This is a genomic window from Opitutaceae bacterium (assembly GCA_015075305.1).
Lineage (GTDB): Bacteria > Verrucomicrobiota > Verrucomicrobiia > Opitutales > Opitutaceae > UBA6669.
On record JABTUS010000006.1, the window covers coordinates 141,539 to 153,157 of the forward strand.

General features: G+C 59.9%; 12 protein-coding genes and 1 tRNA gene. 9 read left to right on the forward strand and 4 right to left on the reverse strand.

Features of this window, described 5'->3' with window-relative positions; all coding sequences use genetic code 11:
- Positions 1-187 precede the first annotated feature (187 nt).
- The 4 genes from HS122_12740 (at position 188) to HS122_12755 (ending at position 3,543) form a co-directional block, all read left to right on the forward strand.
- Complete coding sequence (locus HS122_12740; GenBank protein MBE7539266.1) at positions 188-760, forward strand: sigma-70 family RNA polymerase sigma factor; 573 nt, start codon at positions 188-190, stop codon at positions 758-760.
- 225 nt (positions 761-985) lie between these two features.
- Entirely contained in the window at positions 986-2,344 is a 1,359-nt protein-coding gene (locus HS122_12745; protein MBE7539267.1) for an Nramp family divalent metal transporter, read from the forward strand.
- Positions 2,345-2,719: 375 nt separating this feature from the next.
- Complete coding sequence (locus tag HS122_12750; GenBank protein MBE7539268.1) at positions 2,720-3,022, forward strand: DUF1778 domain-containing protein; 303 nt, start codon at positions 2,720-2,722, stop codon at positions 3,020-3,022.
- Positions 3,022-3,543 (forward strand): GNAT family N-acetyltransferase, encoded by a 522-nt coding sequence (locus HS122_12755; protein MBE7539269.1) that lies wholly within the window; start codon positions 3,022-3,024, stop codon positions 3,541-3,543. Before HS122_12750 ends, HS122_12755 begins: the two co-directional genes overlap by 1 nt.
- 401 nt (positions 3,544-3,944) lie before the next feature.
- Here HS122_12755 and HS122_12760 read toward each other — a convergent pair whose 3' ends face one another.
- From HS122_12760 to HS122_12775, 4 genes are all read right to left on the reverse strand, one after another.
- The gene (locus tag HS122_12760) at positions 3,945-5,711 is read right to left on the reverse strand and encodes an IS1634 family transposase (GenBank protein ID MBE7539270.1); all 1,767 of its coding nucleotides are present in this window, start codon (positions 5,709-5,711) and stop codon (positions 3,945-3,947) included.
- A 62-nt stretch (positions 5,712-5,773) separates the two neighbouring features.
- Positions 5,774-6,571: a hypothetical protein gene (locus HS122_12765; GenBank protein MBE7539271.1), complete on the reverse strand. Its 798-nt coding sequence runs from the start codon at positions 6,569-6,571 to the stop codon at positions 5,774-5,776.
- Complete coding sequence (locus HS122_12770) at positions 6,568-8,073, reverse strand: Eco57I restriction-modification methylase domain-containing protein (protein MBE7539272.1); 1,506 nt, start codon at positions 8,071-8,073, stop codon at positions 6,568-6,570. The genes HS122_12765 and HS122_12770 overlap by 4 nt, the downstream gene beginning before the upstream one ends.
- A 363-nt stretch (positions 8,074-8,436) precedes the next feature.
- A tRNA-Asn gene (locus HS122_12775) sits at positions 8,437-8,511 on the reverse strand.
- A 185-nt stretch (positions 8,512-8,696) separates the two neighbouring features.
- Between HS122_12775 and HS122_12780 the strand changes: the two genes are divergently transcribed.
- From HS122_12780 to HS122_12800, 5 genes are all read left to right on the forward strand, one after another.
- Positions 8,697-9,488 carry a 50S ribosomal protein L25 gene (locus tag HS122_12780; GenBank protein ID MBE7539273.1) on the forward strand — a complete coding sequence of 264 codons (792 nt, stop codon included), beginning with the start codon at positions 8,697-8,699 and terminating at the stop codon, positions 9,486-9,488.
- Positions 9,489-9,551: 63 nt separating this feature from the next.
- The gene (locus HS122_12785) at positions 9,552-10,148 is read left to right on the forward strand and encodes an aminoacyl-tRNA hydrolase (protein ID MBE7539274.1); all 597 of its coding nucleotides are present in this window, start codon (positions 9,552-9,554) and stop codon (positions 10,146-10,148) included.
- A complete protein-coding gene (locus tag HS122_12790) occupies positions 10,129-10,425 on the forward strand; it encodes a 30S ribosomal protein S6 (protein ID MBE7539275.1) in 297 nt (98 codons plus the stop codon). Before HS122_12785 ends, HS122_12790 begins: the two co-directional genes overlap by 20 nt.
- A 28-nt stretch (positions 10,426-10,453) precedes the next feature.
- Positions 10,454-10,936 carry a single-stranded DNA-binding protein gene (locus HS122_12795; GenBank protein MBE7539276.1) on the forward strand — a complete coding sequence of 161 codons (483 nt, stop codon included), beginning with the start codon at positions 10,454-10,456 and terminating at the stop codon, positions 10,934-10,936.
- Positions 10,937-11,020: 84 nt separating this feature from the next.
- Positions 11,021-11,572, forward strand: coding sequence for a 50S ribosomal protein L9 (locus tag HS122_12800; protein ID MBE7539277.1), 552 nt, complete (start codon positions 11,021-11,023; stop codon positions 11,570-11,572).
- The last annotated feature ends 47 nt before the right edge of the window (positions 11,573-11,619 follow it).

The window sequence follows — 11,619 nt, forward strand, 5'->3', positions numbered from 1 at the left end:
AACCGAAGTCAGCGGGGTTTCACAGGATGTTCAATACTGGTAGGACCAGATAGATAATCTGGTCATATAAAGTGCTTGACCTTCCGCACGCACAAAATACAGGTCAATCAATGCTCTCCGCACCCCCGGGCCAGTTCGATGCAGCCGCCCCTCGGTCAATGCCGGCCCCTCAACACAATGCTTCACAATGATAACGGATGTTGACAGTCATGGCACTCCGTGTGCCCGCCGCGGCAGTCGGGCCGATTGGTTCACAACCCAGGTTCAGCCGCATGAACCCGCGGTTCGCGGCTACCTGAGGAGCCGGTTTCCTTCGGTCGACGTCGATGATGTCGTCCAGGAATCGTACCTCAAGCTCTGGCGGCACGAGGCCGCCGCGACGATCACCACTGCCAAGGCGTATTTTTTCTCCACCGCACGCAACACGGCGCTGACGTGGATTCGCCGCAGGAGGATCTATTCCGACACTCCGGTGAACGAACTGCCGGAATTGTGCGTGATGGTCAGTGACATGGATGCACCCAGGTGCTGCCAGCGGAGCCAGCAGCTCGAACTGGTGACCGACGCGATCGGCCGTCTGCCGCGGCGCTGCCGTGATATTTTCACGCTCGCAGCAGTGGAAGGACTCTCCAATCGCGAGATCGCAACCCGTCTTGGCGTGGCGGAGAGCACAGTGCGGGTGCAGATCGCGCGTGGGATTCGCAAGATTGCCAATGTCGTCCAGATGCAGAATGAAAGGTGCCAGGCGCTCGGTGCTTGAACCGTCTCCATTGCCGGCCTTCTGTTCAATCGGTGTTGCTTCCGGCAGGCTCCGGGTTGCCGGCAAGTTTGACGCTGCGGCGCAATCGCAATTCCTCACGGGTCGCCACGCCTTGCAGGACTCAACCACACAACGAACGAAATGATTGTCTACCCCGAGCCGCCTGCAGATCTGAGCAGTCGCCGGCCTTGGCGGCATTTGCAGTATTTTGGAGCGGGCGCGATCATGGCGTCGGTCACCATCGGTTCGGGGGAGACGCTCTTCGCCGCCCGCGAAGGCGCCATCTTCGGTTATACCCTGCTCTGGTGCTTCATCGCCGGAGCCGTGTTCAAGGGCGTGCAGGTGTATTCTGCGATGCGGTACATGACGCTCACCGGCGAGCACCCAATGACGCATTGGGGCCGCCTGCCCGGGCCGCGCAACTGGGTGCCGTTGGCGACGGGCGTTCTGTGCATCGTCTGTTTCCCGTTCTGGCTGGCGGGACTTCCCTTGCTGCTGGGGCAGACGATCAACTGGGCTTTCGGGGTGTCCGGCACGGAGGCTGAGCTGCTGCTGAACGCGCGGATCTGGGCCACAATCACGATTGTGGCCGCCGTGAGCGTCACATGGGTGCAAAGCTACGGCGCGCTCGAGAAGATCCAGACGGGCATAGTTTTCCTGCTCCTCGGCTGCATGCTGGTGGCGGCCGTCGCCGCCCGTCCGGATCTGCACGGGATTCTGCTGGGATCGGTGGTGCCGGTCGTGCCCTCGGACTATGCCCCATGGGTGAAGGAGGCATACCCCTTGATAGCCGTCCGCCCGCCCTGGGTGGAGGTCGTGGCAGCCCTTGGCGCCATTGGCGGCGGCACGTATGATTATCTTGGATACGTGAGCCTGCTCCGGGAAAAATGCTGGGGCGCCATCGGTGTGAATCGCGATGCGCCTGACGGTGAAACGGAGAGTGGCGGGGTGGGGCGCACTCCCAATATCGACCTGTCGACCGAGAACGTGCGCCGGGCGAGAATGTGGCTGCGGGCGCCGAAGATAGACGCGGCCGTCAGCTTCTCATCCGTGGCGTTGTTCACGGCCTGTTTTGTCGTTCTGGGCGCGGTCATTCTTCACCCGCAGAAGCTCGTGCCCTCGGGGGACGACCTATTGAGCCATCAGGCGCAGTTCCTGACGAACATATTCCCGTGGCTGCGCTGGGTGTATGTCGTCGGCATATTCTTCGCGATCGGAGGCACCGTCTATGGAGCCTACGAGGTGTACATCCGCACGTCCTTCGAATGCGCGCGGCCGGTGAGCGCAGGCCTGCGCCGGGCCCCGATTCGTGTTTTTCGCGCGACCATCTTGGTCTACTGCGCGGTCGGCGGGATGCTGCTGCTCTGGACGCTTGAGGATCCGATCGCGATCGTCACTCCCGTGTCGATCGTCGGGGGAGTGTTCACCTGCGGACTGTGGTGCTTTGCGATGATCTGGGTCGATCGACGTTTCCTGCCGAAGTGCCTGCAGATGCGCCGAGGGCTGACGCTGCTCCTGGTTGTTTCCGGCGCCTTTCTCACGGCGATGGGAGCGAAGGCAATCTGGGATTTCCTGAGCCGGTAGGAGACTGGCGAGCCTGCTCGTTTCCGATGTGGCAAAGCTGGAGGCCGGCCTGCGGCAACACGCTATTCCTCGATGCCCGGATGCAACCAATCGAGGATCAATGAAACTTTCCGGCCAGGCCGACGCAGCTTGCCCGCGGTGACGTGGATGGGATTCCAGCGAGGATTGCCCCCATGCCGTCGCATTCGACTTCCATGCAGAATGGTTCCGCCTCCGAGGACATCGCACTGCAAAACGACACAGCCGTGTTGCAGGGAGCCGGGTTACCAGGTTGAGATGCCACATGACGCGGCTTCGGTGTGGTTTGAGGCCATGGCCGGGAACGTCGAATAGTTTTAAGTTGCAGGACCCGGCAAATTGCCGGATGGTGGTTTCATGGCTACTTTGGCAGCAAAATCCCGTTCCCGTGCTCGCGCCACCGCCCGACTGGAGGCGAGGATTCCCCGTGATTTCAAGAAGACCTTGGAGCAGGCTGCTGCCGTGACCGGGCACCCGACGGTCACGAGTTTTGTTCTCTTCGCCCTCCAAGCCAGCGCCCGGAGGGTCATCGAAGAACATCAACAGGCCAGACTTTCGGCAGAGGAATCCACTCAGTTCGTGAAGGCGTTGCTTGCGCCAGCCGCACCGAACGCGGCGTTGCGGGGGGCATTTAAGCGTTATCGCGAGGTCAGTGCCTGATGGCCTGCCGTTTTGAACCGCTAACGAAGCAACACGACCGGACCGGGTTTCGTTGCGTCAGCGCGCCTCTCAACACCTATCTCCAGCACATTGCCCGGAAGGACGCGGAGCGTCATGTGGCTGCCGCGTTCGTCATGGTGGATGACGCTGCTCCGTCCACCATCGTGGGCTATTACACACTTTCGGCTTTTGCTGTGGATGTCGCTGAGCTGCCGGAAGCCTTGCAAAAGAAGCTCCCCCGATATCCGCGGCTTCCTGCAACCCTGTTGGGACGGCTGGCGCGAGATGAGCGTTTCCCGGGGACAGGATCGCTGCTATTGATGGACGCGCTGGTCCGCGCGCACCAGAAAGCCGCGGAGATTGCCTCGTTCGCCGTGGTCGCGGACGCGAAAGACGAGGCAGCCCTGGCGTTCTATCAGAAGTTCGGATTTGCCCAGTTGGGCAGCGACCCGAACCGGGTTTTCCTGCCGATGGGCACCATCGCGGAGCTGGTTGGCAGGCAGGATTCGCGCTCGATTTGAATGGGGCGCACATCATCGTCGCTTGGCTTGCATTTCGCCGCTCGATCACGCTGCGCCAGCAATTGGGCAATTTGTTCGGTGGACTGATGCACGCACAACCCGTTCACTTTCGCGCCCGGTCTGCTTCAATACGCTCTTGAGCGATGCCCAGGGATAGATTTGAGCGAGCACCCCGATACTGAGGTGCTCGGCAATTTTCCCACCGCTCGCCATTGTCATCGCACTTCGTGCCATGCCCTACTTTTGAGGGACTCGTACGCGAGGGTAATCACTAAGTGAACAGTATTGGGGTTAAGAAAAACAAGGTCATCGTCCAGTAGACCTTAGCCCGACTTCGCCAACTGGAGGGTATTGAGTTTGTAAGTCGTTGATTCATCGGTCGGAGGTCCGAAAAGTCGGGCCTACACGGCGCTTTTCTGGAGGAGGGGTGAGCGGATCCAGGGAGGAGGCTGAACGGGAAGCGCCAGACCGAGCTGATGGAGGAGAATCGCGACGTCGCTGGCTGGTTCGGTGCGGCGGACCAGAAGCAGTTCGCGTCCGTCGGTGGTGGGAACCCGAACGTCGAGCATTTGAACGGTCGAGAGTTTTTCGAAGACCGTGCGTGGCATCAGTCCACCGGAGAGGTTGCGCAGTTGCTGGCGCAGCGTGATCGACAGGCAATACGCGAGGAAGGCGACGAAGAGGTGCGCCTCGATTCTTTCGGGCTTTTGGTGATAGACCGGGCGAATCGCCAGATCGCCTTTGAGCGTGCGGAACGCCTCCTCCACAAACACCAGCTGCATGTAGTACCGCCACAGGGCGTCCGGGTCGTAGTTGGTCAGGTTCGTTCGCAGCAGATAGCGGCCTTCGCGTCGTCGCACCGTCCGCAGTTTCTGCCGATTGAGCTCATAGGTGAGCATTCCCTCGGGCGAGACCGTGGTGTCGATCAACCGCGCTGCTGCTCCCGCCTCTCCGGAAGCCTTGCCAAGTTTCAGCAGTAGTTCGTCGCGATTGCCTGTTCTCAGTCGCGAGAGTTCGCCGAGGCGTTTCCAATATTTCTTGAGCGCCCGGCGTCGCATCGCCCGCTCCTTGTTCACCCGGGCCGGGCTTTCCGTCAGCACGTAGATCTCGCCGTCTTCCGGCACGCATTTGACCCGCAGTTCTCCGCGCACCTCCACCCATGGCCGTTGTGCCAGTGCCGCTTCCATCCGGTTGAGCCGCGCCTTTGGGGTTCCAACCAGGTAGTGCACCGGCGCGGGGCCTGATCGCATTTGCTCAAGCACCGCCTCGGTCGGCACACCTCGGTCCATCACCCAGATCCTCTGCGCCTGGCCGTGACGCTTCTGCACCATTTCGAGCATCGCGGGCAGCGTGGTTTTGTCAGAGGTGTTGCCTGGCAGCATTTCATAGGCAAGCGGCAGCCCCTCGGGGGTGACCACCAGTGCGATGACCACCTGCACGCAGTCGCTGCGTCGATCGCGACTGTAGCCGAAACGACGCGGATCGGTGTCGCTTTCCGGCGCGTCGCACTCGAAGTACGTGCTCGTCAGATCATAGAGCAGAATCTCATAACGCGCCGCGAACAGATCGCGCCAGCGCTCGCGCAGATGACCGAACAGCGCCTCTTTCTGGGCAAGCAGTAGATCGAGGCATCGGTAGAGTGTGGCAGGTTGTGCGGAGCGTTCATCGACGCCGAGCAGATCCGGCAGGGCGCTCGTGCCAAACCACTGCCGGTGCAGCCGCCATTCGGACCCCGGTGCCAGCAGTCGATAGATCGCAAGAACGCGCAGCACCTTTTCCCAGTCCGTTCCCTCCCGGCTGCAGCCGAACCTCTCGCGGAAAAACTCATCGAGATGAAGCTGCCGCCACAGCGAATCGGCCAGCCAGCACGCTCCCCACTGCCGCGGACGCTCCAGACTCATTGCGCTCAACCTCACCCGCACCGCGTCCACCTCGCCAGACGTCAGCTCTCGATCCTCCGGCCACAAGGCCATCTGCCTCATCGTTCCGCTGTTTTCATCGAGCACGCTCACCGCTTTCTCCCACGACTCCTTTTGTCGGTCGTTCACCTCCCCGAGATAAAGCACATGATGATGCACCACGCGTCCTCCTACCCGCCGACTCTCCACGATCGACCAGCTGCGGTGATCCTTCCCATTCTTGCGCCGAACCCGACACTTCAAGTGCATGCACTCACTTTAGAGGTGAGCGTTCCACGCGGGACCAAGTTGCGGGCGGCAGCGATCTGACGCTACTTCCGGTAGTTGGCCCGGACGTGGGCTTCGAGACTGTTCAGAAAATTCTTTGGGCCAAACTCCGGAAATCGGATTTCATGGTTTGGCTTCGCCCTGCGAATACCTTCGTGAGTCGTTAGGAATGCGCCCGCGTCATAAAGGCGCTTTCCAACCGCCTGTTGTAGAAACACCCGGTAACGCTCGGCGTAGCTGGGACCGAGAAATTTCGGGACATCTGTGAACCGGTCCGCCCCACCGCGATAGACCTCGTGCGCGAGAAAGTGAGGCTGACGAATCTGCGTCTTTCCGTGATCGGTCTCCGCATACTTTCCGATGAAAAAGTACCCCAGCCACGGGCGCGGAAGCGGGGTCGAAAACAGGTTCTCTTCATACGTGTGCCAGAAATCGCAGGCGTTCCCCAAGCTCTCCTCAAGTCGGTTGTTCTGATTGTTGCCGATGCTCTTGTCCTGCGACTTGAACTCTATGGCGGCGTGCAGAATCGGCTCCGATCCAGCCTGCCGATTGGTCGCACAAAACCGGCTGTTGCTGACAACGATTATGTCCCAGTTCTTTGATGGTCTGAAGGTGGATGGCAGAATCGCGCCAGCCTTGCTGAAATGACCGCCGATGTAGATGTCGTCCTTGTCGACGCCCAACCCGATCAGAAAACTTCGGATCGCTCCGATGAATCCGTCCAGATTCTTTCCGCTCAGGTTTTGATCACGACTACCGCCCTGTTTCGAATCACCTTTTCCTTTTTTCTTGAATTTCCACCAGTAGGAAACGGCAGATTGGAAAAAGTCAGTTTCACTCATTCGGGCAGGGCGTTGATGCCGTAAAGCGTATGAGCCAACGCAGTTGCCCTGGCACGATCAAAATCCGTGAAAGCTCTGGCTAGCTGTTCCTGAATTGATGCCGGGATACTATCGGGATGTGGCACCCTAATCCGCCTAAGGTACTGAGCTTGAAACCGGAAGTATCCACCGCGCATCCGAACGCCGTAGCAGCGCACGAAAAATTCGCCGACATCGGACATCAACAGTCCACCCAAGACGGGCAGGTCCCACTTTTTTGAGGTGATCCAGTATATGTTATGGTGCGGATAGGTTTCCCCCTTGTCCAGTGCTGGTTCGAGTCGGCCGCGGATGTCTGCGATGTATAGCTTGCGCTCTCGCACGAGTGAAAGATTTACGCGGTCAATTGTCTTGTGCCACTTCGCAGGATGGTCTTTCGCGGTATGTCGTCCCCTCAGCGTCTCCAAATGAGGCAGCAGGTATGCATGCGTCTTTGGGAATCGATTCAGTTCGACCAGCCCATCCTCGGTCCACGGATTGATTAGATAGCTTCCGGACCAATTGACCCGTGGACCGGCCAGATCGTCACCCATGGCCAAGGGCAGGAGGCGATCTTGCTCAACATCCGGAACCTCCTTTGGGATGAAAATCCTGTCCGCTCCGGTCGCAACTCCTATGCCCACCCGCGTTTCAGTTTCCTCGGTCTCCAGCGGGATACACGAAGCCTCGATTTGCCGAAGCACCGCCAAGCGCTCAGGTGATGAGCACGGCCAGGGTTCAGCACCGCGGAACCATTGATGCAAGCGCGCGCTTCGAAGAAAGGAATCAGACTTCGCAGCGCCCAGCCGATCCAGCAGTTGTCCGCGGTCGGCGGATTCAGCGCCAGGATGGAGCTTGGCGACGGTAGCCGGCCCCTGCTTGCCAGTAGAAATCACTGTAATCGCCGGATAGGCAGAGACCTCAGCTTCGAAGGCATCCACGTCGTGCGCTTCGATGATGAATCGCACATTGAAGCCATCCGTGATCAGGTTGCGAAGCGTCGAGCCATAGTCGTTCAAAAGCCAGCGATCCGCACAGATGTAAGCACACGTGCCGCCTGGTTTCAGCTGCATCAGAGCGGCCTCGTAGAAAGCGACATAAAGGTCGGACCGTCCGCGCATCGTGTGGAAGGCATTGCGATAGAGGGCTGCTTTTGCCGGCGGAATCTCCTCCAAACGAACATACGGGGGATTACCGACGACATAGTCAGCGACCGGAAATCCAAGCGAAGCATCGAGAAAATCCTCGCAGCGAACCCACGAGCGGGCGAGGCGGGCTGCGGTCGTTCCACTTACTCCTAAGGAAATCAATTCCGCCTCAACAGCGTTGACCGCATTCGCCGCTGTTACGGGATCGATTTCGAACGCCCTCAATGCCTCCTCGGCGCGGCTAAGCGACTCTTTGTGCTGTCGGCAGGATTCCACGAGCCGACGGACCATCGCACGGATGAAGGCTCCATCCCCTGCGGATGGCTCCAGCGCCACCTGCTCAAAAAGGCGCTTCGCCGAGTCGTACCCCGCAAGGTCCAGGATGAGATCGACCGCCCAAGGCTTCGTGAAGACCACCCCAGCCGCACCTGTTGTCGATGATGCTAGCATCGCTAGAAGCCGTGGCCTTTCTGCCCATCGAGCAACCCCAAAAGCTCTTTAGACATCGGATATCGGATGGAAAACAGCGCAAATTTGGCAGGAGCTTGAGTCCGCATGATGGATCGTAACGAAACATGGGACGTACAAGACAATCCTCGACGACTCGCGCTGAGCCCCTGGAAGAGGGAAAACGGGACAGCAACCGGACAGGGGATATTTCGGGAAAATCCAGGAAACCCGCATCTTCCTGATCTTCAATGGCTGCCCGGGTAGGGATCGAACCTACGACCAAGTGATTAACAGTCACCTGCTCTGCCACTGAGCTACCGGGCAATCAGACCTATCTCCCAAATGGGACCGGCAAGACATGCGCCGGCTTTTGCCTTGTCAACGCTCCATTTGATCAAAAGTCGCATTGGCTAAAGTTTTGATTGATTTTGGGAGTGGAACGCGATTGCCTCGCCAACTTTTCCATTACGCCTGCCTCCATTCAGGAGCGACCAGGTGGAACGAATATCATGAAGCAAAATCTCGTCCTTAATGTCGCGCCGCGCACGCAGTCCGGTCGGAGTGCCTCCCGTCGCTTGCGCAAAGTAAACCGCGTTCCCGCAATTCTTTACGGGAAACACACAAAGCCGGAAATGCTGGCGGTCGATGGACCGGAGTTCACCCGTTTGCTGAAATCGGTTGCAGGCCGGGCACTGATCATTGAGCTCGCTCGTGCTGACAAGCAGATCAAGGCACTTTCCTTCCTGCAGGAAATTCAACGTGATCCGATCACGGACCGCTACGTCCACGTCGACCTCCACGAGGTGAAGGAGGACGAGCCGTTTGAAATCCGCGTCCCCGTGACCACCGTCGGCGAATCCTTTGGCGTAAAAAACCAAAGCGGCGTTCTGGAAATCGCCACGCTTCAACTGCGCATTCGCTGCCTTGCCAAGGATCTTCCTGAGTCAATTTCGGTCGATGTCACCGAGCTCAAAGTTGGCGAGACCGTCAAGGTGGGTGAGCTCAAGGAGGTTCGCGGCGTCAAGTTTCTCGATCCCAAGGGGCAGCCCGTCGTTTCGTGCGTCGAGCCGGTCGCCGAGGTTGTCACCGCTGAAGTTGCAGCTCCCGCCGCCGCAGCAGCAGCAGCTGGCGCCGCAGCGCCTGCCGCTGGTGCCGCCGCACCCGCCGCCGGCGCAGCCGCCCCCGCCGCGGGCGCCGCTGCCCCGGCCGCCGGTGCAAAGCCCGGTGCCGCCGCCGCGCCTGGTGCCAAGGCTCCGGCGCCCGCCGCCGGTGCGAAACCCGCCGCACCCGCGAAGAAGTAACAACTTTTCGGATACGGTGGCCGTGTCATCCACGGCCGCCGCAGCCCGATCGTTCTTTGAGTCATGTCCATTGCGCTCGTCGCCGGCCTTGGAAACCCTGGCCGTGAATACGAGGGCACCCGTCACAATCTGGGGTGGATCATCCTGGATGCGCTGGCTGCACGGCATCGGTTGTCATGGAAACCCGACAGCCGCTTCGATGCTGAGGTCGCACGCTGGGATCTGGGCGAACGCACGCTGTACCTTGTGAAGCCGCAGAGCTTCATGAACGACAGCGGGCGCCCCCTCCGTCAGCTTGCGAGCTTTTACAAGATTCCCACCTCCTCAATCATCGCAGCCTACGACGACGCCGCCATCGAACTCGGTTGGGTCAAGGTATCCGTGACGGGGAGCGCGGGCGGCCACAATGGTGTGGCCAGCCTGCTCGAACACCTCGGCGACGGATTTGCCCGCTATCGGCTCGGCATCGGTCCCAGGCAGCCGCCGCAGATGGACATCAAAGACTTCGTGCTTGGATCCTTCACTCTAGAACAACGTCAACTCCTCACTCAAATACTCGACCGCCTAGTCGCCGGACTGGAGCTTCTCATCACGGAAGGTCCCGATCGGGCGATGAATCAACTTAATCGCAGAGACAAAAATGAAACCGACCAAACGTAGCTACCGCGCGACATTCATCCTGGACAACCGCGGCAAGGAAGACTCCATCGACCAGATCATCGATGGCGTGAAACAGGATATAGCCGCAGTCCAGGGCGAGGTCACCGCCGTGGAAAACCTCGGCCGCCGCGAGTTCGTGCGAGTCACGGATCGCAAGCTGACCGGCGGCACCTATGTGCAGGTGGCGTTTTCGGCCCCGGCATCCGGCCCCACGGCCCTCCGTGAGCGCCTGCGTCTGAACGGCAACGTCTACCGCACCTTCGTCCAATCCGTCTAGGCTCGGGCGGAAATCCGCCGCTACAACCATGGCCTCGCTCAACAAAGTCTTCCTTATTGGCAACCTGACTCGTGATCCCGAACTCCGGGTAACGCCAAAGGGCACCGCCATTTGTCAGTTCGGCATCGCAGTCAACCGGCAGTTCAAGGATGACTCGGGCGCCACCCGCGATGAAACCACTTTTGTCGACGTCGAGGCGTGGGGCAAGCAGGGCGAACTCGTTTCCAAGTATCTCGGCAAGGGCTCGCAGTGCATGGTCGAGGGTCGCCTCAAGCTCGACCAGTGGGAGGACAAGACGAGCGGACAGAAACGCAGCCGCCTGAAGGTCGTCCTCGAAAACGTCCAGTTTCTCGGTGCCCCGCGCGGCGCGGGCGGCACCCAGGGAGCCGCACAGGCTTCCGGTGGAGAGGATGCGGATCAAACCGCGTCCTACGAGCGTACGTCGCCACCACCGCGTGCGAAGGCTCCTGCAGCGCCTCCCGACAATATCGACGAGGACGTACCGTTTTAGTTTCACGATCCTTTCCAAAGCGCCCACCGCGAAAACGCGGCCCGGTCGCGGCATTAAACAACCACTCTCAACACGTCACCCATCATGGCTCACAACGAAATTCTGCTCCTTCAACCCGTCGACGGACTCGGCGGCGAAGGGGACCAAGTCAAGGTTCGCGCCGGCTACGCCCGCAACTTCCTCCTTCCGCGCAAGATCGCCGTACCGGTGACGCGCGCCAACAAGAAGCATGTCGAGGCGCTTAGAAAGCGTCGAGCCGAGCGCGAAGCGGCCGAACTTTCCGGTGCGCAGGAAATTGCGCGCAAGCTGGAAAAGACGTCGCTCGCGTTCGCGGTCAAGACTGGTGAAGGCGGCAAAGTGTTCGGTGCGATAACGTCGACGGACATCCACGCCAGGCTTGCGGAGGCCGGTATCACGCTGGACAAGAAGCGCATTCACCTGCACACGCCCGTCAAGGCACTCGGCAAACACGAGGTGAAGATCAAGCTGCATGCCGATGTTGCGGTGGATCTGTCATTCGACGTCGTTTCCGAGAATCCCATCGAACCGGTTGTCGAACAGAAACCGGCTGAAGAGGTTCGTGAAAAACGGCGCCCGGTCCGCAAGTCGACCAAGGAAAAGGATCCGGCCAGGTAGGTCGGAAATCATTCCGGGTTGAGCCGAATGACCTTCACATGGGAAAG